This window comes from Neptunomonas sp. CHC150 (assembly GCF_030397555.1).
Taxonomy (GTDB): Bacteria; Pseudomonadota; Gammaproteobacteria; order Pseudomonadales; family Balneatricaceae; genus Neptunomonas; species Neptunomonas phycophila.
In genome coordinates this window covers 362,887-388,695 of sequence record NZ_JAPNXU010000011.1, presented here as the reverse complement: position 1 = coordinate 388,695, position 25,809 = coordinate 362,887, and the positions used below count along the sequence as shown (strand labels likewise).

19 protein-coding genes are annotated in these 25,809 nt (G+C 40.7%); 17 read left to right on the top strand and 2 right to left on the bottom strand.

Annotated features, from left to right (window positions below; all coding sequences use genetic code 11):
- Positions 1-12: 12 nt before the first annotated feature.
- The 17 genes from OW491_RS15715 (at position 13) to OW491_RS15635 (ending at position 22,141) form a co-directional block, all read left to right on the top strand.
- Entirely contained in the window at positions 13-1,113 is a 1,101-nt protein-coding gene (locus tag OW491_RS15715) for a hypothetical protein (RefSeq protein WP_290036839.1), read from the top strand.
- Positions 1,114-1,115: 2 nt separating this feature from the next.
- A complete protein-coding gene (locus OW491_RS15710; protein WP_290036838.1) occupies positions 1,116-2,411 on the top strand; it encodes an FkbM family methyltransferase in 1,296 nt (431 codons plus the stop codon).
- Positions 2,412-2,470: 59 nt separating this feature from the next.
- A complete protein-coding gene (locus tag OW491_RS15705) occupies positions 2,471-3,403 on the top strand; it encodes a KpsF/GutQ family sugar-phosphate isomerase (RefSeq protein WP_290036837.1) in 933 nt (310 codons plus the stop codon).
- Positions 3,404-3,421: 18 nt separating this feature from the next.
- Positions 3,422-5,842, top strand: a complete 2,421-nt coding sequence (locus tag OW491_RS15700) for a hypothetical protein (protein ID WP_290036836.1) — start codon at positions 3,422-3,424, stop codon at positions 5,840-5,842.
- A 74-nt stretch (positions 5,843-5,916) separates the two neighbouring features.
- Positions 5,917-7,032: a GDP-mannose 4,6-dehydratase gene (gene gmd, locus OW491_RS15695; protein ID WP_178968068.1), complete on the top strand. Its 1,116-nt coding sequence runs from the start codon at positions 5,917-5,919 to the stop codon at positions 7,030-7,032.
- A gap of 139 nt (positions 7,033-7,171) precedes the next feature.
- Complete coding sequence (locus OW491_RS15690; protein WP_290036835.1) at positions 7,172-8,131, top strand: GDP-L-fucose synthase; 960 nt, start codon at positions 7,172-7,174, stop codon at positions 8,129-8,131.
- Between the two features lie 45 nt (positions 8,132-8,176).
- Entirely contained in the window at positions 8,177-9,220 is a 1,044-nt protein-coding gene (locus OW491_RS15685) for a hypothetical protein (RefSeq protein WP_290036834.1), read from the top strand.
- A gap of 170 nt (positions 9,221-9,390) precedes the next feature.
- The gene (locus OW491_RS15680; RefSeq protein WP_290036832.1) at positions 9,391-10,239 is read left to right on the top strand and encodes a glycosyltransferase family 10; all 849 of its coding nucleotides are present in this window, start codon (positions 9,391-9,393) and stop codon (positions 10,237-10,239) included.
- 21 nt (positions 10,240-10,260) lie between these two features.
- Positions 10,261-13,101, top strand: coding sequence for a glycosyltransferase (locus OW491_RS15675; protein ID WP_290036831.1), 2,841 nt, complete (start codon positions 10,261-10,263; stop codon positions 13,099-13,101).
- Positions 13,102-13,148: 47 nt separating this feature from the next.
- On the top strand, positions 13,149-14,492 hold the full coding sequence (locus OW491_RS15670; RefSeq protein ID WP_290036829.1) for a hypothetical protein: 1,344 nt from the start codon (positions 13,149-13,151) through the stop codon (positions 14,490-14,492).
- 41 nt (positions 14,493-14,533) lie between these two features.
- Entirely contained in the window at positions 14,534-16,624 is a 2,091-nt protein-coding gene (locus OW491_RS15665; RefSeq protein ID WP_290036828.1) for a glycosyltransferase family 2 protein, read from the top strand.
- On the top strand, positions 16,621-17,559 hold the full coding sequence (locus OW491_RS15660) for a glycosyltransferase family 1 protein (RefSeq protein ID WP_290036827.1): 939 nt from the start codon (positions 16,621-16,623) through the stop codon (positions 17,557-17,559). Before OW491_RS15665 ends, OW491_RS15660 begins: the two co-directional genes overlap by 4 nt.
- A gap of 3 nt (positions 17,560-17,562) precedes the next feature.
- Positions 17,563-18,522: a hypothetical protein gene (locus OW491_RS15655; RefSeq protein WP_290036826.1), complete on the top strand. Its 960-nt coding sequence runs from the start codon at positions 17,563-17,565 to the stop codon at positions 18,520-18,522.
- Positions 18,523-18,586: 64 nt separating this feature from the next.
- Positions 18,587-20,017, top strand: a complete 1,431-nt coding sequence (locus tag OW491_RS15650; protein WP_290036825.1) for a phosphomannomutase — start codon at positions 18,587-18,589, stop codon at positions 20,015-20,017.
- Between the two features lie 63 nt (positions 20,018-20,080).
- Complete coding sequence (locus tag OW491_RS15645; protein ID WP_290036824.1) at positions 20,081-21,106, top strand: hypothetical protein; 1,026 nt, start codon at positions 20,081-20,083, stop codon at positions 21,104-21,106.
- 83 nt (positions 21,107-21,189) lie between these two features.
- Positions 21,190-21,621 carry a DUF5675 family protein gene (locus OW491_RS15640; RefSeq protein ID WP_178968088.1) on the top strand — a complete coding sequence of 144 codons (432 nt, stop codon included), beginning with the start codon at positions 21,190-21,192 and terminating at the stop codon, positions 21,619-21,621.
- A gap of 1 nt (position 21,622) precedes the next feature.
- On the top strand, positions 21,623-22,141 hold the full coding sequence (locus OW491_RS15635; protein WP_290036822.1) for a hypothetical protein: 519 nt from the start codon (positions 21,623-21,625) through the stop codon (positions 22,139-22,141).
- Positions 22,142-22,210: 69 nt separating this feature from the next.
- On the opposite strand, the gene cysN is transcribed toward OW491_RS15635, so the two are convergent.
- Positions 22,211-24,112, bottom strand: a complete 1,902-nt coding sequence (cysN, locus tag OW491_RS15630) for a sulfate adenylyltransferase subunit CysN (RefSeq protein WP_290036820.1) — start codon at positions 24,110-24,112, stop codon at positions 22,211-22,213.
- Positions 24,112-25,215: a sulfate adenylyltransferase subunit CysD gene (cysD, locus tag OW491_RS15625; RefSeq protein ID WP_290036883.1), complete on the bottom strand. Its 1,104-nt coding sequence runs from the start codon at positions 25,213-25,215 to the stop codon at positions 24,112-24,114. Before cysD ends, cysN begins: the two co-directional genes overlap by 1 nt.
- Between the last annotated feature and the right edge of the window lie 594 nt (positions 25,216-25,809).

Genomic DNA, 25,809 nt, shown 5'->3' with positions numbered 1-25,809 from the left:
AATAGGTGTTTTATGAGCAACGAACCTTGTTTTATATGGATAGGGGCTGGAGAAGCTAAAGATACTACTTTGTTAGATCAGTTTTTGGATCAACACCCTAATGGCAGGGTTGTGTTAGTCGAAGCTAGATACTCATCATATAAAAAGCTGAAAAAAAAGTTTGATAATAATCAATTTGTAATCACACATAATGCGCTTGATGTTAAGTCTTTAAATAAGAAGTTTTATTTTTTTAATGTTCCTGAGTTTAGCGGTTTCGAAAGGCCCAAAGATTTGGCGCTATTATTTCCTGGGATTATAATAGAAAAAGTGGTTGAAATTAAAACTTCTGACCTTTGTGTTTATATTGATAGTTTGAATTTAGAGTTAGAAAGTAATAATCAAATTTACATTGATTTGCCTGGGCTATGCTATCCGTTCTTATGTTGTTTGTATGAGAGTGAAAAAACTAAATATTTTTCTGATATACATATATTAAATCCAAAAGTTACTTTGTATGAAAATAGTGCTAAGAGTACGGTGTTAAATCAATATCTTTTTAAAATTGGATATGATGTTTTTGAAATAAATTCAGAAGATCCTGATATACCTATAATTAGTTGTAAGAAAAACTACTTTTCAGAAAAGTATATTTTAGTAGAAAAAGAAAATCAGAATATATTGAAGGTCAACGAAGAGCTTGTTCATCAAAAAGAGGAAAAAGAAAGAGTAATATCAGAACAAATAGTTGATTTGAAGAAAAAAAGTTTAGAAATTTTAGATCTAAAAGAAGAATGTAATTCTTTGAAATGTGAAGTGCAGGAGAAAAAAAAGGTATTGGAGGCTTTAAGACTTGAGTCTGAATTTCTTGGAAGAAAAGTAGCTGATAAAGAAGCTGAAGTTTCAGGATTGGAGAACAAAAATAAAAACTATTTGAAAGAACTAGAAGTGGTAGGCGGGAAAGTACTTGAGCTTTCAAAGAAAAATGAAAAGCAATTAGCTGAATTATCTAAAAAGGACGGAACAATAGAAGAACAAAATTATAGAAATAGAATGCTAGAGCTGGAGATTACAAAGTTAGAGGCCCAGTTGGATCTTATTAAAGATGTAATACTACGGGAAAAGGTGTTTTAGCTATGAAAGACGATAATGGGAGTAGTCTAGATACTGAGTATGAGATAAAAGATACTGATTTTTATTCTGATGATTGTAATACTATTCTGCCAAGAATAAAAAAATTATGGGCATTTGGTGAGTGGGATAAAATAACAAGTGTGTCATTTGAAGATGTAGAAAATGATCCAGAAAGAGCAAAGCTAATCTTGCTAGTCTCCAGTGCATATCAGCATAAAAATGATTATGTTAATTCAAAAAAATTTATACGCTTAGCGATGAGATGGGGTTGTAATAATCAAGATGTTGCAAAAGTATGTATGGCCGATGCCTACAACGCTATAGCTAGGATTTCTGCGTTACAAACTGACGACAAAAAAGCAGAATTTTATTTCCATAAATCGGTTGATATAGGTTTTCTTAACGACGCTGAATTGATAGCGCATTCAAGAGCTGTGCGTGAAATGGCGAGTTTAGGGTTAATCCCACAAGCAAAAAAAATGGTTAGTAATAAACTGAATGAGTTAAATGATAACAATAATAAGGTAAAGGATATTAACTCTACAATATCAATACTTAGTACAGAGTTGGAATTGTTATCACATGAATTAAGCTTAGCACAGCAACGGATGCAGCTTTACGGGCCTGTTGATCGAAAAAAAGAGTTAGATGAAGAGTGGGGCGAGTCTGATAGCTTTATTGAAAACCTTAAAAAAAGATCAGTATCTCAGTTAGGTCAAGACTTATGGGTTTTATCGAAAAGTGACTATAAAAGAAATGGTTATTTTGTCGAGTTTGGTGCTACAGATGGAATATTATTAAGCAATACATATTTGCTTGAAAAGGAGTTTGGTTGGAAAGGCATTTGTGCTGAACCTAATCCCAAATTTTTTGATAAGTTAAAGGAAAATAGAAATTGTAAAGTTGTTAATTCATGTATATCGGGTGAAAGTGGTGAGATAGTTGAGTTTGTTTTTGCAGATGAGTTTGGAGGGATGGTTAAATATGCATTTGAAGACAACCATTCTGATAAGAGACTTTCTTATGAATGCATAGAAGGAAAAGTTTTATTAGAAACAATTTCTCTAAATGACTTTTTATTAAAGAATGAAGCGCCTAAAAATATTGATTATTTGAGTATTGATACAGAAGGAAGTGAATATGAAATATTATCTAACTTCTCATTTGGTGAATGGAATGTTCGATTGATATCTGTAGAGCACAACTATACAAATAAGCGCGAAGATATCTACGAATTACTGAGCAGCTATGGTTATAAAAGATGCGAGCTTAGCTTCGATGATTTATACTTTAAGTAATTTATATAATAAATAATTCTGATAAATTTTCATACTATATCATTACTGTGGGGCATATAATGCAAAGTACTGAGGTTGCTAAGAAGGTAGTCAAAACAGAAATTGAAGGCTTGGAACATATGCTGGACAACCTTGATAATAACTTTAATGTGGCTGTGAAGGAGATATTAGGTAGTTGTGGAAGAGTTATTATATGCGGTATGGGTAAATCTGGAATTATAGCCAAAAAAATATCAGCATCTTTTGCTAGTACTGGAACGCCTAGTTTTTTTATGCATCCAGGGGAGGCTTTTCATGGAGACTTAGGTATGGTTAAACCTGAAGATGTTTTTTTGGCTATATCATATTCTGGTGAAACAGAAGAGCTTTTAAGATTGTTACCGTTTTTAGAGGCTAATAAAAACTATATTATAGCCATCACGGGAAATAGTGAATCTACTTTATCTAGAAGAGCGCAATGTAATTTAAATGTAGCAGTTCCACGTGAAGCCTGTCATTTGGAACTAGCGCCTACAAGCTCTACAACTGCTACCCTTGTTATGGGTGATGCACTAACGGTTGCTTTGATGGAAGAGAGGGACTTCCGTCCGGAGCATTTTGCTCGTTTTCATCCAGGTGGTAGTTTAGGGCGTCGGTTATTGAACACTGTAAGAGATGAAATGATTGCTTATGATCTTCCAATCGTTAGCAAAGATGATTCACTTATTGATGTTATACATCAAATTACAAGTGGTAAATTAGGCTTGGCTTTGACATTTTCAACCAACGACGGATATTCAATTATAACTGACGGTGATTTACGTAGGGCTACAGAAAAATATGGAAGAAAAATTTTTGATCTAACAGCAAAAGATTTGTTGGTAAAAGATCCGATAACTATTACGCCTGACACCAATATACAAGTCGCATATGATTTGATGAATAAAAATAGAATAACTTCATTGATTGTTGTAGATGAAGAAAAAGTTATCGGTATATTGAAAATGCAGTAAGTATTAGAAGGGTAATTAATGAATATCATGTTTTTGATACCGTCTAAGTTAGATGGTCCCTCTGCCAGATATATATTGGATTTGATAGACTCTCTAAATAATGTTGGAGTTGATTCAATTGTTTCTTCTGAGGATGATGAAGGGTATGTTAACAGAGAGTTTGGGGAAAGTGTTTTCAACTTAAAAATGCCTTCTCTAAATGATTTAGATGGGTTTCATTCTTATTTGCATGATGTAAAACAAAGAAATATTGATTTCGTATTCTCTGTTGGTTCGAGAATAAAAATCGACTTGATTTCTTTACACCTGAAAAGAAGTGGTGTTGGTTATATTAAACAGTTTGAAGATGATGAAGAGACAATTTTTTTAAACTGTAACAAAGGGGCTCATTCTGAAGAATATACATCTTTACTGGAGGCTGGTGTAAATGTAGATTTTCACAATTTGGATATAAATGAGCTACATAATACTAAATATAAGGTTGTCGATCCATATATTAAAGGGGTGACCCTTTCTTTGTTAAATGGCTACACAAAAATTTGGGGAGGGTTGAGTTATATAGAGGAAAATTATTTAACTAAATTGAACTTTATTTCTTTACCCCCTATATGTTCGAAACCTGAAATAGATCGTTTATTAAAGAGTGTAAACGAAAGTAAAAATAATAATTGCTTCTTGAATTATTTTATTGGTGGCAGTATTTATTCTAAAGAAGATGCTGATATTTTTCTGTCTGCGTGGAAAGAGTTTAAGAACATATCAGATGACTGTAGATTGACTATTTCCTTTTCAAGAACATCTAAAAACTTGATTGAGTATTTGTTGAAAAATTATAACGGAAAAAATGGGGTTTCCGTTATAGACTTACCCACTGATGTTGAGTATTTGAATGTACTTTCTAACTCGCAGTATGTCTTGTCAATAGGGGGAGGTAAGTTTGATGAAAGAAGGCTGCCATCAAGATTAGTAAAGTCAATGTTTCTTGGTAAGACAATCTTACTCCCCAGCGTAGGTTTTGGAACTGCACTCGAAAATAATAAAAATGCATTCGTGTGTGCAAACAACACAAAAAAAGATTGGTTGGATACTTTAATTGCATCTTATAAAGATCGTGAAGATAATCTGGTCGGCCGTAAAGCATCAAACTTTGCTTTTAATAATTTTGATGTTATGCAAGTCACTGGTAACTTCATAAAATTATTAGAAAATATAAATTATAAAAATATAACTTCGAATACTGCAGAAATACCCCTTGAACATTGTATGATGGCAGACTTTATATCACTCACAAATGCTTCTGATAATGCCGCTGATAGACCGCCTATCCAAAGAATCAAGTATCGGTTTGTACATGTGGGCACATCTTTATTTATCCAAACCATAGATAGATACGACTATAATTGGCAGGTTGATTGTGCTGTATCGGCATTAGCTAATGGCTCTGAAGAAATACAAGATACCGGATTTAAATACCTAAAAAGATATGAGGAAGTAAAGATTTTCAATGAATCTTTTAATAGTTTGGTAGGTGCACATGAGATTCTAATGCTTCTTAAAATTTTTAGGGATAAGTTTGTTGATTTTAATGATAATGCGCGATCTTTACTTTTTGATAAGCTTTTGTTGTCCTATAGACTTTATAAAGTAGTTGATTTTATTGTTGAAAAGTATCAATTGAAAAATGTTTTTTTTCATGCTGATATGCAATCTACTGAGGCTTTGATTAGCTCATTTTTGCATTCTAGAAATAAAGAGGTAAAAACTATTTCCTTACAGCACGCTATTTTTTATGATACAAAAGATAAATATGATGTAAATTTAGTAAATACCCGTGTTAGCCCGAGCCGCTTTGGCTTTTTTTGGGATGAAAATGTATCAGGATTAATAAAAAAATATAATCCAAGTAAGGTAGTCCAAGTTATACACCCTGTACCATGTCGTCTTTTGAAAAATATTGACGTTAAATCACAAAGACGACCTCTTTTGGTTATATTGGATGGCCCTAATCATGGTCTTTACAATAAAGAGCTTTTAGTGTTGTGTGATAGTTTGGTTGAGAGAAGCTACTTAAAAAGCTATGATATTAAGGCGCACCCTTACTATAATAAGACTGATATTGATTGTTTTATGAAAGTTGCCGGTAGGAATTTTGTTGAAGATATAAAATTTGTTTATGAAAAAGTTTTTTTTATATCTTCAACTCTTGGTTATGAAATGTATAATTCTGGATTTTCGGTTTATCAATATATGCCCGAAAAGTTTTCTGACGATAAAACAGCCTTTCATTTCCCAGGTATTAAAAGATTTTATTCAAGTGCCAGTTTTGATGGTCTATTTAGTAAAAGTTCAGATTTTATTGGCGATTTAAGTTTTTCTTATTCTCTTGAAAAGGAAAAGTACGTGAGTAGCTTTAGGAAGGCTGTTGATCTTCTATTGTAGAGATTATTGTCTCTTTCTTACATTTCTTCTTTAGTTTTTATTAATTTAGTGTGGTTAATACAAGAGTTAAAATTATGAAAAAAGCATTAATAACGGGTGTTACAGGACAAGATGGTTCGTATCTGGCCGAATTTCTATTAGAAAAGGGTTATGAAGTACATGGTATAAAACGCCGTGCTTCATCGCTTAATACCGAGCGTGTTGATCACATCTACCAAGATCCGCATGAAAGCAATCCACGGTTCTTTTTGCATTACGGTGATTTAACGGATTCATCAAACCTAACTCGTATATTGAAAGACGTTGAACCAGATGAGGTTTACAACTTAGGTGCACAATCGCATGTTGCGGTTTCGTTTGAGTGCCCTGAATATACTGCTGACGTAGATGCGATGGGAACTTTGCGTCTGCTGGAGGCTATTCGATTTTTAGGGTTAGAGAAAAAAACAAAATTTTATCAAGCTTCAACTTCTGAGCTTTATGGTGAAGTGCAAGAAATTCCTCAAAAAGAGACTACTCCTTTTCACCCGCGGTCACCCTACGCTGTAGCTAAGATGTATGCTTTTTGGATTGTTGTTAACTACCGTGAATCCTATGGTATGTATGCATGTAATGGCATTCTTTTTAACCATGAATCCCCACGACGCGGCGAGACTTTTGTCACTCGTAAAATAACTCGTGCAATTGCTAATATTTCCCAAGGATTGGAACCATGTTTGTATTTAGGCAATATGGATGCGTTGCGTGACTGGGGCCATGCAAAAGATTATGTACGTATGCAATGGATGATGTTGCAACAAGAAACAGCAGATGATTTTGTTATAGCAACCGGTAAGCAAATTTCCGTAAGAGAGTTTGTTAGGATGTCTGCTGCCGAAGTTGGTATAACACTTGAGTTCAGTGGTGAAGGAGTGGATGAAATTGCTACTGTAACGGCTGTTGAAGGTGATAACGCAAATGCTGTTAAAGTGGGTGATGTAATTGTTAGAGTTGACCCACGTTACTTCCGCCCTGCTGAGGTTGAAACGTTACTTGGGGATCCGACTAAAGCTAAAGAGAAGTTAGGGTGGATGCCAGAAATAACAGTTGAGGAAATGTGCGCCGAAATGGTTCAGCATGATTTAGGTAAAGCGAAGCAGCACGCATTATTAAGAGATAATGGATTTGCTGTTTCAGTTGCTAAAGAGTAGAAATATTTATATTGGCAGTTTGCATTTTTAAAATGCAAACTGCCTCTTTTTGACAAAGCTTTCTAATTAGCACTTTAATATGTTTAATTATTTTTTAGACAGTAGAAAACTACAACGGTAAGAGTTATCAGGGTCTAACATGAAAAGAGTATTTGTAGCGGGTCATCGCGGAATGGTTGGTTCGGCGATTGTTCGACAGCTTGAGCAACATAATGGAATCGAAGTTGTTGTTCGTACTAGATCCCAACTAGATTTGACTAATCAGCGTGCTGTTCAAGATTTTTTCTCTGATGAAAAAATAGACCAGGTTTACCTTGCAGCGGCTAAGGTTGGAGGCATTATTGCGAATAATACATACCCAGCTGATTTTATTTATGAAAACCTGATGATTGAATGCAATATTATACATTCAGCACATTTGTCTGGGATTCAAGAACTTTTGTTCTTGGGGTCGTCTTGTATTTACCCCAAGTTAGCAGAACAACCGATGCAAGAAACAGCGCTGCTAACCGGTCAACTTGAACCAACTAACGAGCCTTATGCAATTGCTAAAATAGCGGGCATTAAGCTTTGTGAATCTTATAATCGCCAGCATAATCGCGATTATCGCAGTGTAATGCCAACCAATTTGTACGGTCCAAATGATAACTTTCATCCTGAAAACTCGCATGTTATACCTGCACTATTAAGGCGTTTTCATGAAGCTAAGTTGAGTGGTGCAAAGGAGGTGGTTGCTTGGGGAAGTGGTAAGCCAATGCGTGAATTCTTGCATGTAGACGACATGGCGGCTGCTTCTATTTATGTAATGAACCTTGATAAAACTACTTATGATGAAAACACAGAACCCATGTTGAGCCATATAAACGTGGGTACTGGTGTTGATTGTACTATTAAAGAGCTGACAGAGACGGTTGCCAAAGTGGTAGGTTATGTTGGCGATATTATTTGGGACACCAGTAAGCCAGATGGCGCACCTAGAAAGCTAATGAATGTTGGAAGGCTGAAAGGTCTAGGTTGGGAGGCTAAAATTAATTTAGAGTCAGGCCTTGAGACTGCGTACCAATGGTTTTTAGAAAATCAGAAAAGTTTCAGAAATTAGAATGTTACTTTTAGTTGAAAATACTTCAATAGTTAACGCTTATCTATGATTTTAAGTGACTTAAAAGTCTGGGGAGATGCAGAAGTTGAAAGGCTGGCTTTTGAAAGACTGGATACTATCAATTTAGCTGTTTCTGAAAGTAGAGCTTACTTAGCTTTTCCCTGGACTACTTTATTTAAAGCTATGGAGTCTAATAGCTCTATAGAACTTGAATTGGCAGAGTCTTTAAATCAATTAAAACAGAAAACTAAAGAATATAAAAATATAGCAACCGTATGTCAGCATCTTGGTGCTTTTAAATATTCCCGTTTATTCGAAAGTGTTGGTGTTACTCATCTTTTTATTACGGATGTAAATCCAAGAGTGATAAATCAGAAATGTCGCATAGAAGTGCACCCTTTCCCTCATCACGACTCTTTTTATGCAGCGCTAAATGAAAATAGAAAAAATGAACTTTCTATTTTTGATCAAGCTAAATGTGTTATAGATGTGGTAGATCGTATTCATTCCGATTTTGGGGTGGATATATTTGTACCTTGTGGCTGGACCGTTGATATGCCCTTGTCTGCCATTTGGTCCATTATTGCTAAAGGCTTTATACCTGTTCTTCCAACGGGGCAGTTTTTTTTGCCGGGAAACCCAAAGCTTTGGCATGCAGCGCTGTACTTAGTGGATAGCCAACAGTTTAAGTCAGAGATTTTATATTACAGCTTGTTTGACATAGTAAAAGACAAGAAAAAACTAGATGCAAAGATACAAGCTATACAGCAGTTGAACTTCGCATATGGAAAAGAACTGCTTGTTACCGATTTATTAACGTTCTTTGTTTCTCCTGACGACTTGCGCCAAAGGCAACAGATTTTAACCAACAGTCTAAGAAGTTTAGTAGATAGAGGGTTACCTGATAAACTTGTATTAATAGGTTTCCTTAGTCGGTTGCTAATCGATTATGATACTACATATAATGAAACACAACATGATGGTTATCTTAGAGAATCCATAATATCTATGCTAAAAAAAAGAGAATTTAGCGAGATTTCACAAGACATATTTAATGTAGTAGAACCCAAAGGGTGGTTCTTGCGTTGAATGTTTTCTTAATGGGCCGCCGCTCCAATAAAACACCTTTTTATTATCCAGTATATAAAAGAATCTTAGAGAATTCATTTACATACTGTTCTAAACCTGAGCATGCGGATATATTGGTTTTCGGGACCTCGGCTGATTTTCTAGACTGCTCGGGTATGATTCTAGAATGTATGGCTACAAATCCGAATATAAAAATAACGGTTGTTAGTGAAGAACCTTATTGGGATATGCTTTGGGGAGGGGACTTTAGTGTGCGTTCGCAAAGTATATTAATTGAAGGTGAAGAAATAAAGTATACTTACCTTAATCATTCTACATCTAATATTTTCTCGTTTCTGAAAATCCCATATTTTATTACTACGGATAATAATTTTTTTTCACGATATGCCATGTTGTTTTCTCGAAACTCAAAATTAAACCGTAGTGAAATAGAATCACGTTGGCGACAATACGAATATCACTATGCGGCTATGGCTCAATACAGGAGAGGGAATGAATTTGATTCTGTTAGGGAAAGTTTAGATGTTTATGGGTTGTCGGATATTAGAACACGATTAACAGAAGCTCTGGCTTCAGATAGTAGCTTCGTTATGGGGAAGGGGTGGCCTCAATCTCAGGTTCGCCAAAGCTTAGTTGACTGGCATTTAGATAAGTTAAGTTGTTTAGATAAGAAAAGTAGGTTTATTTCTGCGCTTGAGAATACACATCAGGTTAATTATATATCAGAGAAAATATTCGATGCTTTTGCACTGTTGTCTGTCCCCATCTACTTTGCTAGTGATTTACACCGTATACATGAATTAGTACCCAAATCTGCTTTTTTTAATCTTTATGATCAAGAGTTAGATAGTGCGGTAATGGGAATAAAAAGATTTAATCTAAATCGAGAGTTCCTCGATCAATACATGCACGCGCAAGAACAGCTTAAAGATATTTTCTGTAATACTGAGCATTTAGATGGTGAGCGCGCCAGAGTATGTAATGCGTTAATTGATGAATTTAAAGGCCTCTCTACGTGAGCTATCTGGGACAATAGAATTATGCATAATCAAACAGTTAAAGCTTACTTTGATGAGGCTTGGTATTTAAGTGCATACCCAGATGTCGCGTCTGCTAAAGTTGATGCTTGGGAGCATTATCAATCACATGGCCGCTTTGAAGGTCGTTTTCCTTGTTACTTAAATGTACTGGATTTGGATAACGTACTTTGGAGTAGTGATACACCTGATAAAAAATTAGACGAAGTTATTTGTATAGCGGGTAGTGGTCAAAACAAGTTAGAGGCTGTTCTTGCTTATTGGGTGCTTGCTCGGTGGTACGCCAGTGTTGACGATTGGAAGAGGGTGGAGCAGTACTTACCTTTGTTTTTCTCTGAGCCTCTTGGTGTGGCGGTTTTACCTGAGGCTAGCCCTTGGTTGCTACTTTTCACTGCTTATGTGAAGTTGAATAAAATTCAGCAGGCTAAAGCATTGCTTGCAAACTCGGGGTGGGTTGATAGCCCTAATAAGAAGCTTGCATATTCCATGCTTGTTCAGGGGGCTGAAAAGTTGCAGGCCTTAAATAAGGTATGGAGTGATGCTTCTCTTCTTTTGTTACCAGCCGACACGCCAGCCAGTAAGCAAGTTTCATTAGATAGCTTGCCTTTTTCTAGTTACTCAAAAAAAGATAATTTCGCTAACTGGCTACTACAGCGCAAAAAAGTGACGGTGATTATCCCCTGTTTTAATGCTGAATCGACTATTGGTACTGCTTTGTCTAGCCTGCTCCAGCAAAGTTGGAGAAACATTGAGATTCTTGTCGTCGATGATTGTTCAACGGACCAGTCTGTTAAGGTGGTTGGAGAATGGGCTAGAAAGGATAAGCGTATTCGTCTGATATCGCATAGTGTTAATCAGGGAGCATATGCCGCCAGAAATACGGCGTTACAGCAAGCTAAAGGTCATTTTATTACGGTACATGACAGTGATGATTGGTCTCACCCTGACAAGTTGAGAGTACAGGCCCAAGCGTTACAAAATGACCCTTCACTGCAAGGCAGTATCTCGCATTGGGTACGATGTGATAATCAATTTAATTTTCAACGATGGCGCATGGAAGATGGCTGGATTTTTCGGAACACATCTTCCTTAATGTTTCGTTCTAGTCTTGTTAAGAAAATTGGATACTGGGATTGCGTATCTGTAAGTGCAGATACTGAATATTATTATCGTATCTTGCGTATTTTTGGGGGGCTTTCAATTAAAGAGGTTTTATCGGGTATCCCCCTTTCTTTTGGGCGGGTTGATTCCGCTTCATTGACTCAACAGTCGGCTACGAACCTTAGAACGTTATTCTCTGGGGTCAGAAAGGACTATCATGATGCCGCATTAAAATGGCATGAAGTAACGCCTAAAGAGCAGCTTTATTTATCAGCTTCACCATCTAGGCGGCCGTTTCCTGTTCCAAACTTGATTTGTAGAGGTACGCCTGCACAAAAAGCGCATAATGATCAGTTGTTACTACAATCTAACCCGCTATTTGATGCGGATTGGTATTTAGAACATTATCCCGACGTGAAAGATTCGGGTTTAGAGCCTTTGCAGCATTACTGTTTGCATGGTGCTCGTGAAAATAGAGACCCAGGACCTCTATTCAGCACTTCTGGTTATCGATATTCTAATCCTGATCAGGAGATTGATTGCAATCCTTTGGTCGCTTGGCAATCAAACCAAAACACAGATTTTAAAATAGAATTAGTATTTACTCCAATACTGGGTGGTAAGCATAGTTATGCCGATGCACCTAGCCTTATCATGTGTGGCCATTTGGTAACTGAACAATGGTTTGGTGCTGAGCGCAGTTTTTTAGATGTTTTATCCGTTTTAAGTACTCAGACAGTGAATGTAATTGCTGTTTTGCCTTCCGCTATGTGCAGTGATTATGTTGACAGAGTGCGTGAGCTAGCTCAGCAAGTGGTCATCGTGCCGTATCATTGGTGGCGAAAAGGGAGGGCGCCTGACTCAGATACCGTTGGCCTTTTTAACGCTATAATCCGCCGTTTTGATGCATCTCTGTTATACACAAATACTTTAGTGCTTTATGAGCCTTTAGTCGCTGCTAAAGAAATGGATGTGACAAGTGTTGTTCACGCGCGTGAGTTAGCTCCCGAAGATGAGGCGCTTTGTTCTACTTTAGGCGCGTCTGCTGCTGATGTACGTTCATTTGTTTTGGAACATGCTGATCATGTTATTGCCAACTCCTTGGCCGTTGCCCAATACATCAATGATGAGCGATGTTATATCGTACCTAATATGATTAGAGTTGATGAGTTCAGTATTGGTAATATGCCATTAGGGGCACGCTTAGCTGTAGGAATGCTGAGCAGTAATCTACCGAAGAAAGGCTTGTATGATTTTGTTGAGTTAGCTCGCTGGTGCCAAGCTCATAATGTACCTGCTGATTTTAAGCTTTTTGGCCCTGACAATGCGCATGTTCAAAAGTTACGCATGGATGGGGAGCTGCCTAGTAACTTAACTTATTGCGGGTATGTTGATAAAGCCATTGATGCCCTAAAAGTGCTGGATATTATTGTGAATTTATCTCACGTACAAGAATCATTTGGGCGCAGTATTTTAGAAGCGATGGCGGCTAAAAGGTGTGTGGTAGCATATCAATGGGGTGCGCTGACAGAGCTTGTTAAGCCCCAGTGCGGATATTTAGTGCCGTTTCAAGATATTGAGTCTGTTGCGAAACAAATACTTTATCTGTGCGATAACCGTAGTGAGTTGTGTAACACGGCTGAAAATGCTGTGAATATGGTACGTGAGAATTATGAGCAGCAACAATTTGCAGAGCAGCTGTTAGCTAAGGAGTCACCTTTCTCTATGCTACTGGAAAAGTAGTGGCCTGTTTTGGTTAGTTGTGATTCGGTTAAATAAGGAAAAGCGGTTTGAGTACGTATCGGTTTAAGTTGCAAGCTTTACAATATCAATGTTCTAAATTGCTGCGCTGGTGTCTGGATTTACCGAATGATGAAGTCGACGTTACTATTGCTGATTTAACAGAGCATGGTGTTTGGTTTCAAGGCTGGATGCTGCCAGCAGAGGGGGCGAGTGTCCGACCTTTTATTAGGCAGGGCGACAGTTATCACTTTTTTGAAAGGGCTGTAAACCGTGATGATGTTATCAAGGCTGTCTTAGGGGATTCTTCAAGCCAGCATCCTCAGCGGCAGTGCGGTTTTCGTGAGCAGGTTCTTATTGAGCAAGGCGAATGGTATTTTGGTGCAGAAGTCGATGGACTGCCTATTGATTTGATGGCTGCACAGGTGGTGGGTGTCTTTAATGTGTTACACGGGAAAGATGGTTGGCTGTTTTTAGATAACGATACCAACCGCAGTGTAGATCAGTTTACGGGTAAGATTTTACTGACTGAAGACGTTAAGTCTGGATGGAAACATTATTTTAATAACACTGCGCTAATCGCGGAGCAAAGAAAGTGTCCTTTTGCTTTGTTGATTGCTCCTGCAAAAGAGTCGGTTTATTCTGAAAAGTACCCCTTTGTGAAAGCTGATATAACCGCAATCGATGAGGTGTTGGGCTTGTTACCGCCTAATTACCCTTTGGTATATCCTGTCGAATTATTACGCCGTGCTGCAATACGTAGTTTTCGTATCACGGATACTCATTGGTCTCCTTATGGTGCGTGTGTTGCTTCATGCGCAGTGGCTGAAGCGCTTGGCGTTGGGACAAAAAAATTAACGCAGATGTTTGCAAACGATGCTTATCGTTTACGTAAATCAGGCGGGGACTTGGGCAATAAACTATTTCCTAGGCAAGCGGCAGAAGAAGCGATGTTAGTTGGCTTTTCGTATCGTAAGTTTTTATGTTACGACAATGGCTTTGAAAATTTCGGTCGAATTTTAGTGCTGCATCATCCTGGGGCTATTGTGCAAAAGGTTTGCTTGGTGTTTGGCTCTTCATCTTCTTATTCGATGTTTGATTACCTCTCGCGAATTTTTAGCGAGGTAATATTTATACATACGGCTGGAAGTATTGATGAGTCGGTTATCGAATTAATAAAACCGGACTACCTCATAGCGCAAACTAATGCCCGATTTATAGTGAAAGCGCCGGAAACAGGCTATCAGCTGCGCAATACCTTGCAAGAGAAGCTTTCTCAGATGCCTGTTGATAAAAGGCAGGCTATTTATAAAGCCAGTAAAAGTACTTCAAATGCTAGCCAATTAGCTTATATAAAAGATTTGCATGAATATTTGCCGACCGCTGCGCTGTAGTAGGCATTTATATTTAAAACTGCCAAGGAAGTAAAATAAAAGTGTACCTTAATTTAATAGAAGGACCTGGTGTAAGTTATCAGGCTGAAGTAGATGAGTGGCAGGTCACTTCTCCATCGACACGCATTGAGCTTAATCCGTCCTCAGCAGAGGGTCTTCCAGCTGGTTGGGTGTTGATCAAAGCTTCGTTAAATCATCAAGGTTTTGGTTTTAGTGGCCGTTTGGTGGCAATCACTAAGAGCCAGCAAGAGTATAGCTATGAGCTACCAGTAAGTCTAAAAGGCACTTTGTTTGAATTACTTCATTTTCCCGATGATGTCGTATCGCTTAGTTTTGAGCCGTCGGGAGCGTCGGGGGCTTTTAGTGTTAATCAATTAACACTCCGTAAAGTTAAGTTGCATGAACGGCTCTATTTGATGTGGAAGCGAGTTATCTCTGTTGTTGAAAAGCAGCCATATGATGTTTTGTATAAGTCTGGAATGCGTTGGTATACGCCCTTTGTTAGCTTGAAAGGTGCATACGCTTTGTCGGGCGGCTTTAGAGCGTACAGCCCTCAAATTTCTTACGATAACTGGATCGCTCGTTTCGATGAGCTAGATAACCGTGATGTTAAAAAAATTTCAAATGCTGTTAAACGTATAAAGCATCCGCCCTTTATCGATTTAGTATTGCTGGGTGAACAGAGTCAGGTTGAAACGGACCATTTTAATACTCAGTTGTACCCGCATGCTGGGGTCACTTCTTTTGGACAACTAAAATCTGATTGGGTTTTATGTATTGATCCCGGAGTCGTGTTGAGGCCTCATGCGCTTTATTGGTTCGCAACAGCCATCAATGAAAATCCAAATGCGTTGGCGTTTTATAGTGACCACGACTTAATACTAGACAATGAAGCTCGTGTAGAACCGTGTTTTAAACCTGATTGGTCGCCCGAGTTATTGCTAGCTACACCCTACATGGGGCCTCTTTTACTAGTCAAGAGAGCATTGTTGGAAGGTTTGCTTTCTAAGAAAGATGGTAATGGAGTAACCTGTTATCAGTTGGCCTTGGGTTGTCTTTCGTTAGTGAATTCGGGGAATGAAGCCAGCCCAATAATTCATATTCCGGCGGTGTTATATCACTGGTCTAAAAGTGAATACATTAAGTTTTTACAAAATAGCAGCCGACAATTAGACATGGTTTCGAACTATCTTGATGAGTCGGGAATTGAAGCCAAATTAGACTTACTGAATCATAAATACCATAAGGTGGTTTATACACCGATCAAGGAACCCTTGATATCTATTATTATCCCCACGCGAGATACATTACACCATCTTGAGCGAAGTGTGATGAGTGTCTTAACGCAGTCGACCTATAAAAACTTTGAAATTGTGATTGCTGATAACGAAAGCGTGGAACCAGAAACGCATGCTTTTTTTGAAAAAGTATCTCGCTATGAGAATGTTTCGGTGGTGCCGTATAACTTCCCTTTTAATTATTCGGCTATTAATAATTTTGCGGTTAAGCACTCTAAAGGCGACGTGATTGTGCTTCTAAATAATGATACGGAAGTTATTTCGGATCAGTGGTTAGAGGTCATGCTAGGGCAGCTGCAACAGCCAAACGTTGGCGCAGTAGGTGTTAAATTATTATTTGGTGATAGACGTGTGCAACATGCAGGTGATGCCGTTGGGCCAGGTGGCTGTGCAGATCACTTTCACTCACGGCTTGATGAGGATGACCCAGGTTATTTTGGTAGAGCTATTATTGCTCAGGATTTATCAGCTGTGACGGCGGCTTGTCTTATGGTTTCACGGCAAGTTTGGGAGCAGCTAGGTGGTCTGGACGAAGAAAATCTAGCGGTCGCTTTTAACGATGTTGATTTTTGTTTGCGTGTGCGAGAAGCAGGCTTGCGTGTAGTGTTTACGCCTTACGCCAAGCTTTATCATCATGAGTCTGTCTCTCGTGGGAAAGACGACAGCCCCGAAAAGGCGGCAAGAGCTAAACGCGAAGCAGATTATATGCGTAGTCGTTGGAAACCAATAATGAATCACGACCCATTTTATAACCCTAACCTTAACTATTCTCGGCCTGACTTCACTTTGAGCAATGCCCCGAGGGTAAATAAACCCTGGTTGCGCGCTAAATGATTAACCCTTGCGATAAAATTTACATTGTTGAAGAAAGACCCAACCCCACTACGGATTTATATATCTTGCCTGCCTTTTTAGGGCAGGGAAGAGATGTGATTAAGTTGTCGCTGCATGAGTTACCGAAGTTAAAGGCAAACAGTACATTCTCAGTGGTATTTGTTAGGTATCTTTCTGCAAGTTGGAAGCGCTTTTTAAATCAGCATCGCGCTCAATTGGTTGATTTAGTCTTCTTTATGGATGATGACTTGTTTGATCTTTCCGCGACAAAAGGCACCCCGTTTCGTTATCGTCATAAGCTATATAAATTGGCTTTTAAGCATCAGGCTTGGCTTAGATCAATGGATGCTAGCTTATGGCTATCGACACCCCATTTGATGGAAAAGTACCAAAGTTGGCAGCCTGTTCAAGTCTTACCCCGGCCTATGGCTCAGCCGACGGAAGTGATTACTGTGTTTTATCATGGTTCGTCTAGTCATAAACGTGAGATTCATTGGCTTTATGATGTTATGAAATCAGTGCTAGAGCAGGATGAGCGAATCAGCTTCGAAATCATTGGTGGGAAAGAAGTTAATAAACAATATAAATCTCTACCCAGAACAGTCGTTTCTCATCCTATGTCTTGGGAGACCTATACTCGTTGGATTGCTCAACCAGGTCGCGCTATTGGATTAGCTCCACTGCTAGATGAGCCTTTTAATCATGCGCGCTCATACACAAAATTCTTTGACATTACTCAAGCAGGTGCCGTCGGTATATACGCTGAAGCTTCTCAATATTCCGAAGTGGTTACTCATGGAAGGAATGGCTATTTGTTGAATATGGAGAAACTATCATGGGTCAATGCTATTTTAGAGTTGGCCGGTAATACCGCTAAGCGTGATCAGATGCTGGAAAACGCTAGGTTAAGCGTTAATAGCTTAGCTCAGGGGTAATTTATGCTTTTGACGTTTTCGCCCGGTATTAATCGACAAAGAGCTTTGCGGCTTTTCTTAGCTGAGCGAATTATCTATAAATTATATATTCCTTTTTTATTCAGTTACACGGGGGTTGTTGGTTGGGGGCTTAGACCCACTAGTGATGAAGCCCGTCGTTTTGCTGCAAAAAAAAGCTTACCTTATATCGCTTTAGAAGATGGCTTTTTGCGATCGGTTGGATTGGGTGTCGATGGAGATGTGCCTCACAGCTTGGTAGTGGATTATAGCGGTATCTACTATGACGCTACCCGGCCTAGTGATCTTGAGCGCTTCATCTTCGAGTCAGCCTTATCTGATGAGCAGGTCATTCGTGCCCGTCGTTGTATGGCGCTAATTCGTGAACATCGTCTGTCCAAATATAATCAAGCGCCAGAAGTCGTGTTTGCGCCTTCGGATAAACAGCGTATTTTGGTGGTCGATCAAACGGCGGGTGATGCCTCCATTCGTTATGGGTTGGCGAGCGAGCATAGTTTTAAGCTAATGCTAGAGCAGGCGAAGGCAAACCATCCTGATGCCGAAATTTGGGTTAAAATCCACCCGGATGTGCTTGCGGGTAAAAAACAAGGCCATTTGGTGGAGTTGGCTCAACATTTAGGCTGCACATTGTTATCTGATGCTTGTAACCCTTGGTCGGTTCTTGATGTGGTGAGTGATGTGTATGTAGTAACGAGTCAGCTAGGCTTTGAGGCTTTGTTAGCTGGCAAGCGTGTGCATTGTTTTGGAATGCCGTTTTATGCCGGGTGGGGGCTAACAGAAGATTCCCAGTCGTGTGCGCGGCGCAGTGTTGAGCGGTCGTTAGAGGCTGTTTTTGATGCGGCGTATATCCGCTATTGTCGCTTTATAAACCCACAATCGGGCCAGCGTTGCGAAATAGAAGACACAATTGCATTGTTAACACAGCAACGCGACCTGCTATTTTAATATTCACTTAGGTATGATGTTTCTATAAGCCTAAACGCCAACTTCAACATGGATCTGTGACGATATGATGACTCAGTGTTCGGACATTATTGCTAACTCAAATATTCAATTTGGTACGAGCGGTGCGCGTGGCTTAGTGGATGATTTTACGCCCGAGGTGTGCGGTGCGTTTACTCAAGCGTTTGTTGAACAAATGCAATCGGAGTATGAGTTTTCGGGGGTTGTTTTAGCTATTGATAACCGCCCCAGTAGCCCAGCCATCGCTGAGGCATGTGCAGGGGTAATTAAACAGCTAGGTTTAGCTGTCTATTACTACGGTGTAGTGCCTACGCCTGCATTGGCATACCAAGCCATGCAAGACAAAATGCCGGCCATTATGGTGACTGGCAGTCATATTCCTTTTGATAGAAATGGCCTTAAATTTTACCGCCCTGATGGTGAAATCACTAAAGCAGATGAGGCGGCTATTTTAGGGTTTAATGTCAGTTACATTGGCGCTGTTGAGCATGCGTTACCGGCGATATCTACATTGGCCGCGGAACGATATACACAGCGTAATGCTGGGCTATATGCTGATCATGTTCTTGCAGGTAAACGCATTGGGATTTATGAACATTCCAGTGCCGGACGCGATCTTTACGCCGCCATTTTTGCATCATTGGGTGCTGAAGTTATCTCTCTTGAGCGCACCGATACCTTTGTACCTATCGATACCGAAGCCGTTGCCGAAGAGGATCGTGTTAAGGCACGTCAATGGTCTGCTGAGCATCAATTAGATGCGATTTTCTCTACCGATGGCGATGGTGATCGTCCTCTGATTGCGGATGAAACAGGAGAGTGGCTACGCGGTGATATTGTGGGGTTACTCTGTGCGCAATTACTTAACATTCAAGCATTGGCGGTGCCGGTTAGTTGTAATACGGCGATTGAAAAGTCTAATAGTTTCGAAAAAGTGGTACGTACGCGCATAGGTTCGCCTTATGTTATCGCTGCGTTTGAAGCCCTTGCGGCCGAGTTCAAGCGGCTAGCGGGTTTCGAGGCCAACGGCGGTTTTATTCTAGGCTCGGATGTTGAGCTAAACGGCCAAGTACTCAAGGCGTTACCCACACGAGATGCGTTGTTGCCTGGTATCGTCTTAATTGCCGGTGCAGCTTCTGCTGGCAAATTATTGTCCGAGTTAGTGGCCAGCTTACCTGCTCGCTATACCGCGAGTGATCGTATAAAAGATGTGCCTACACAGTGGAGCCGTGAGCTATTAACCGCTGGTGCCGAGCAGCCCGAAGTGTTGCTGAGTAAGATAGGCTTTACTGAAACAATCGATGCTGTTGATACAACGGATGGCTTGCGGTTGACGTTAGCTTCAGGTGATATTGTGCACCTTCGCCCGTCAGGTAATGCACCTGAACTGCGTTGTTATGCCGAGTCAGGTGATCAGGCAGTCGCTGAGGCTATCGTGGTTAAGGCGCTGAAGGGTGTTAAGGTGCTAACACCCTAATTTATTGAGTCGTTTTTATCTAAAGGCTGCTTTCCTGAGCCTTTATCAGCAGGTTTTTTCTACGTGAAAAAAGCAATAGTAGTCCTCAGAAAGTCTTGGAAAAACCCGTATGTTAGGGAGTATCTAAAGGATTATGACTCAGTCGTCATTTATAAGTCTGAAAAGAACATCCGCTACCATAAGTCGGTAGATTATTTTTTTTGGGCTAATGATATTCATAACGACTTCGTGGCTAAATACCGCCATGAAAGTAATTTTTTCTTTTTTGAAGATGGTTTTATTAGGTCATCTGGGCTTGGGGCTGATCATATCAGACCCCTTTCCTTAGTATTTGATAGCCAAGGTATATATTACGACTCATCCTGTGCTAGTGACCTTGAGTCTATTATTAGTCATTATGAGCTAACGCGTGATGAGTATGAGAGAGCTCGAGCATTAAAAACGTTATTGATTGAGCATCGTGTTAACAAGTACAACATAGACTTATCGATTAAGCCGACCATTGAGTCCAATGGTCAGAAAACCATATTAGTGGTGGGGCAGGTTGAGTCTGATCACTCCATATTACGTGGTGCCTCGGTAATCCAGACAAATGAAAAGCTATTAGCACTAGTCAGAGAAAATAATCCACAAAGTTTTATCATTTATAAACCCCATCCTGATACGTTAGTCAGTGCGCGACCTGGGGCGGTTAAAGAAGGCTGCTTTTATGATCAGCTTGTCGAAAAAGGTTCTATTTTGGATATTTTTGGGCAAGTGGATGAGGTTCATACGATAACGTCATTGGCGGGCTTTGAGGCATTGCTTCGTAATATTCCTGTGTTTACTTATGGTATGCCCTTTTATGCTGGATGGGGGCTGACACATGATCACTACACTTGCTCTAGGCGTGAAAGGCGGATAGACCTGGAGACTTTACTTTTTTGTGCACTCGTAAAATACCCTGTTTATGCAGGTAATGACGGGCAGCCTTGTGAAGTAGAAGAGATTATTCATCTTATATCTAAGGAGGATCATCAAGTGAGCTTTTCTACAAAGTTATTAAGAACTAAGCGTAACTTTTTAAAATTTTTAGGATTTAAGTTTTAACATAAGCGCGTTGTTGAGGTGGGCTTAATGATTTGTTAGGCTCGCTTTTCAATTCTATTAACAGTCTATTCAAGGAGTGAATAATGGCTGATCAAAACGGTTGTACTATTCGAGTTGTCCGCAAGTGGCAAACGCCTTCATCTACTATTTCTGAGTATACAGTTGATGACGCGGATATCTCAGGCTATATGCTTGAAGAAAAAGGTCCTTCAACAACCCTTCCAAACCTAGATCGTCGTATACCTGCTGGCAGTTATAGTCTTATGTGGCACTCAAGTGCTAGGTTTAAAAAAATTCTACCTAAGCTGTTTAACGACGAAGTCCCTGCTTCCCGACAAATTCTAATTCATAGAGGCAATAGCGCATCCGATACGGAAGGCTGTTTATTGCCAGGAGCGTCAAAAGGGCCTAATCATGTGAATAAAAGTGGAGTGAAAGTTCAAGAGTTGATCAAGCACCTACAGGCTTGTGATATAAATAGCTCTCAAGTCATTATCACGGAAGAGTTCTCTTAAAATGTTGAATAAATTAATTGCTGCTTTACTCGTAAGCTGTTCGTTATCTGCTTTTGCTGAAGTTAACTTTGTAAAAAATGAAGAAAACTACCAAGTAACGGCTGAGCAGCCTGTTATTCTTGATGGCACTGCAGTGGCTCATTGGAAGCGAACCGCATTAGATGATGATATTACCTATGCTTTACAATTGTATCTGATTGTAGAAACGGATCCTTTTGCAACTGAGTTGAATCAGCTGCTTGATGGTGAAAATGTTCAAGATGCGATCGTTATCAATCTAAACTATTTAGATTTTTCTGATGGTCGATTAGATGCGATAAGAGAAATATTTGGTGAAGACGAGTATGAAGTTATTAGTCAAAAAGTAGGAACCTATACAAAAGAGGGTAGGTTCGAGATTGCTAAGTTCATGACCGTAATTGAATGTAACCATCGCGATTATTATGCTGATTTTTCTTCGTTTAAACCTACTACGCTAGATGCACCATCGGATCTAAAACTATTAGAAGAAGGCTGCTAGGTAATTATGTGCACTAAAAAAGCCGCTCATTGAGCGGCTTTTTTGTATGTATTAATCAATTTTACTTGATTAAATATATCCACGTTCTTGCATGTACTCAATCACCTTATCGGCACATTCTTCCGGCGTGACGTTGGTGGTGTCCAAGCGGCATTCAGGGTTCTCTGGTGCTTCATACGGTGAATCGATACCGGTAAAGTTTTTCAGCTCACCTTTGCGTGCTTTTTTATACAAGCCTTTTACGTCGCGGTCTTCTGCTACGTTTAGTGGTGTATTTACATGCACTTCGATGAACTCACCGTCTTCAACCATACTGCGAGCCATGTCGCGCTCTGAACGGAAAGGCGAGATAAAGGCGCTGATTACGATCAAGCCTGCATCAACCATAAGGCGTGCGATTTCGGAGATGCGACGGATGTTTTCGACGCGGTCGCCATCGGTAAAGCCAAGATCTTTATTGAGGCCGTGGCGGATGTTATCGCCATCTAACAAATAGGTGTGGTGACCCATGCTGTAGAGCTTTTTCTCAACTAAGTTGGCAATGGTTGATTTGCCCGCACCGGATAAGCCTGTTAGCCAAAGGATACAGGGCTTTTGCTGCTTAATGGTTGAGCGTGCTTCTTTATCCACATCCACGTGTTGCATAACGATGTTTTGGCTACGACGTAAGGCGAAGTTGAGCAAGCCAGCACCAACGGTGTTGTTGCTTAGGCGGTCGATGAGGATATAACCGCCCGTATCTTGGTTGTTGCTGTAAGCGTCGAACGCGATTGCTTGGTCTAAGCTAATGGTGCACACACCAATGCCGTTGAGTTCGAGCTTTTTAGCCGCAATGTGTTCCATCGTGTTGACGTTAACTTGATACTTAATATCCGTTAGCGTTGCAGAAACCGTTTTAGTGCCGACCTTCATGAGGTAAGTTCGGCCGGGCAATAACGGCTCTTCGTGCATCCAGATGATGGTAGTTTCAAATTGTTTGGCAACTTCAGCCGGTTCTGACGCTTCTACGAGCAGGTCACCACGGGAGATATCAATCTCGTCTTCAAGTGTGATGGTTACGGACTGGCCTGCCACGCCTTCTTCTAGGTCGCCATCTAGTGTAACTATGCGTGCTACGGTGCTCTCTTTACCCGAAGGTAATACACGAATGCGATCGCCCGGTTTCACGGCGCCACCTGAGATTTGGCCGGAGAAGCCTCGGAAGTCGAGGTTAGGGCGGTTAACCCACTGTACCGGCAGACGGAATGGCGTGCTTTTCATTCGCTCGTCATCAATCTCGACCGTTTCTAGGTAACCCATCAGCGTTGTACCGCGATACCACGGCATTTTAGGGCTTGGGTCAGTGATGTTATCGCCTTTAAACGCAGACATAGGAATAAAGGTGATGTTCTCAATTCCTAGCTGCTTGGAGAAAGTGGTGTAATCTTCTACGATCTGGTTATAGGTCTTTTCAGAATAATCCACCAAGTCCATTTTGTTGATGGCAACAATCACGTGGCGAATGCCGATCAATGACGCTAAATAGCTGTGGCGCTTGGTTTGTGTAAGGATGCCTTTGCGAGCATCAACCATCAAGATGGCGACATCAGCCGTAGACGCACCAGTGACCATGTTGCGCGTGTACTGCTCGTGCCCTGGGGTATCGGCTACGATAAATTTGCGGCGATCAGTCGAGAAGAAGCGGTATGCAACATCGATTGTGATCCCTTGCTCGCGTTCTGCTGCTAGGCCGTCAACAAGCAGTGCGAAGTCGATGTCGTCGCCTTGAGTACCAAACTTTTTAGAGTCTGATTCGACAGCGGCAAGCTGATCTTCAAACAACATTTTTGATTCGTATAGCAAGCGACCAATTAGGGTGCTTTTGCCATCATCAACGCTACCGCAGGTGATAAAGCGCAGTAGGCTCTTGTTTTCGTGATTTTTTAGGTACTGATCGATATCAGTTGAGATTAAATCGGATACGTGTGCCATTAGAAGTAGCCCTCCTGCTTTTTCTTCTCCATGGATGCGGCGGAGTCGTGATCGATCATTCGGCCTTGGCGCTCAGAGGTATTGGTGAGCAGCATTTCTTGGATGATCGCAGGTAGGGTGTCTGCTTCGGATTCAACAGCACCGGTTAGTGGGTAGCAGCCTAAGGTGCGGAAGCGCACTTTCTTCATCATAGGGACTTCGCCATCGCGAAGAGGCATGCGCTCATCGTCGACCATGATTAATGTGCCATCGCGCTCAACTACCGGACGCTCGGCTGAGTAGTACAAAGGCACAATCGGAATGTTCTCTAAATGAATGTATTGCCAGATGTCTAACTCAGTCCAGTTAGAGATCGGGAATACACGAATCGATTCGCCTTTGTGCTTACGCGCGTTGTATTGTTTCCACAGCTCGGGCCGTTGGTTTTTAGGGTCCCAGCGGTGATCGGCTGTACGGAAAGAGAAGATACGTTCTTTAGCACGTGATTTTTCTTCATCACGGCGTGCACCACCGAATGCCGCATCAAAGCCGTATTCGTTTAGGGCTTGTTTTAGACCTTCGGTCTTAGTGATGTCGGTATGAATTGCTGAGCCGTGGGTAAATGGGTTGATGTCTTTTTCGATAGCTTCTGGGTTGATGTGGGTAATCAACTTGAGGCCGAGGTCTTCTACCATTTTGTCACGGAAGCGATACATCTCTTGGAATTTCCAGCGCGTATCAACATGCAAAAGTGGAAATGGCGGCAGCGATGGGTAAAACGCTTTCATGGCAATGTGTAGCATGACGGCGCTGTCTTTACCGATCGAGTAAAGCATGACAGGGTTTTCTGTCTCAGCGACAACTTCCCGCATGATCTGGATGCTCTCCGCTTCCAGGCGTTGTAAGTGTGTTAATGGCATATCCTTCCCCGGGGTTGAATGTTGAGATTGGTTTACTGTGTGATGTGGTCGAGCAGAGGGATCCTCTGGCTCTTTTTTTAAATCGTTGGCCGTTATGTTGGCCAGGTGTTGAGAGGGAATGATGAGTGACTCTGGGTGATCGCTCTGCCACTGAAGTAACTCAGTGTGACGATGATAAAACGGCACCTTGATCACTAAGATCATCCCTTCAGCTTCTTGAGCATTTAAGTGGCTCAAGAATTCGACGAGATCTGTACTTGTTAACGAGCGGTGGCTATGAGCCCACTGGATGCGATTTTTAGTGTCGCGCGCATACAGCTGATAGCCGTTGTGTCCGGCCTCGTGGTCTAGGACGAAACTACGTAACCCAATGACAAAAATGCGGCGCTTATCCTGCTTATTGGGAGGGCAGGAGGCGTCTAGATTAGGACTATTGGCTTGCAGGTGATTTGCGGCGCGCAATACAGCTTGTCGGGTCGTGTTTAATGACTCTGGCGCAGGCAGCAACCCTATGCTCTTGAGGTAGCGTGATGTTGTTTTTTCTGACGTGCTATGAGCGCTGCGATCTGCAATCCATTGGTGTATTGAGCCAATATCCCATAGTTTTTTATCCGAACCGTTTTGTGTGGCATATGTCTGTGTAAGTAGTTCGGATATAAGCGGTGCCAAAGCGGGCTGCTTGATGTGCTGGCTGCCGCTTGGTCGCCCGCGCGGTTGGGATTGCAGCGCTTGCCAGCCGCCTTTGAGAAACTTTTTGTAGGCCGAAATAATAGTAGGATGGCTCAACCCCGTTTGGAG

What these genes read in the sequence shown, in the direction of transcription:
- OW491_RS15715 (WP_290036839.1), top strand. Translation starts at nt 13, where the DNA reads ATGAGCAACGAACCTTGTTTTATATGGATAGGGGCTGGAGAAGCTAAA.
- OW491_RS15710 (WP_290036838.1), top strand. Translation starts at nt 1,116, where the DNA reads ATGAAAGACGATAATGGGAGTAGTCTAGATACTGAGTATGAGATAAAA.
- OW491_RS15705 (WP_290036837.1), top strand. Translation starts at nt 2,471, where the DNA reads ATGCAAAGTACTGAGGTTGCTAAGAAGGTAGTCAAAACAGAAATTGAA.
- OW491_RS15700 (WP_290036836.1), top strand. Translation starts at nt 3,422, where the DNA reads ATGAATATCATGTTTTTGATACCGTCTAAGTTAGATGGTCCCTCTGCC.
- gmd (WP_178968068.1), top strand. Translation starts at nt 5,917, where the DNA reads ATGAAAAAAGCATTAATAACGGGTGTTACAGGACAAGATGGTTCGTAT.
- OW491_RS15690 (WP_290036835.1), top strand. Translation starts at nt 7,172, where the DNA reads ATGAAAAGAGTATTTGTAGCGGGTCATCGCGGAATGGTTGGTTCGGCG.
- OW491_RS15685 (WP_290036834.1), top strand. Translation starts at nt 8,177, where the DNA reads ATGATTTTAAGTGACTTAAAAGTCTGGGGAGATGCAGAAGTTGAAAGG.
- OW491_RS15680 (WP_290036832.1), top strand. Translation starts at nt 9,391, where the DNA reads ATGGCTACAAATCCGAATATAAAAATAACGGTTGTTAGTGAAGAACCT.
- OW491_RS15675 (WP_290036831.1), top strand. Translation starts at nt 10,261, where the DNA reads ATGCATAATCAAACAGTTAAAGCTTACTTTGATGAGGCTTGGTATTTA.
- OW491_RS15660 (WP_290036827.1), top strand. Translation starts at nt 16,621, where the DNA reads ATGATTAACCCTTGCGATAAAATTTACATTGTTGAAGAAAGACCCAAC.
- OW491_RS15655 (WP_290036826.1), top strand. Translation starts at nt 17,563, where the DNA reads ATGCTTTTGACGTTTTCGCCCGGTATTAATCGACAAAGAGCTTTGCGG.
- OW491_RS15650 (WP_290036825.1), top strand. Translation starts at nt 18,587, where the DNA reads ATGATGACTCAGTGTTCGGACATTATTGCTAACTCAAATATTCAATTT.
- OW491_RS15640 (WP_178968088.1), top strand. Translation starts at nt 21,190, where the DNA reads ATGGCTGATCAAAACGGTTGTACTATTCGAGTTGTCCGCAAGTGGCAA.
- OW491_RS15635 (WP_290036822.1), top strand. Translation starts at nt 21,623, where the DNA reads ATGTTGAATAAATTAATTGCTGCTTTACTCGTAAGCTGTTCGTTATCT.
- cysN (WP_290036820.1), bottom strand. Translation starts at nt 24,112, where the DNA reads ATGGCACACGTATCCGATTTAATCTCAACTGATATCGATCAGTACCTA.
- cysD (WP_290036883.1), bottom strand. Translation starts at nt 25,215, where the DNA reads ATGATCTTAGTGATCAAGGTGCCGTTTTATCATCGTCACACTGAGTTA.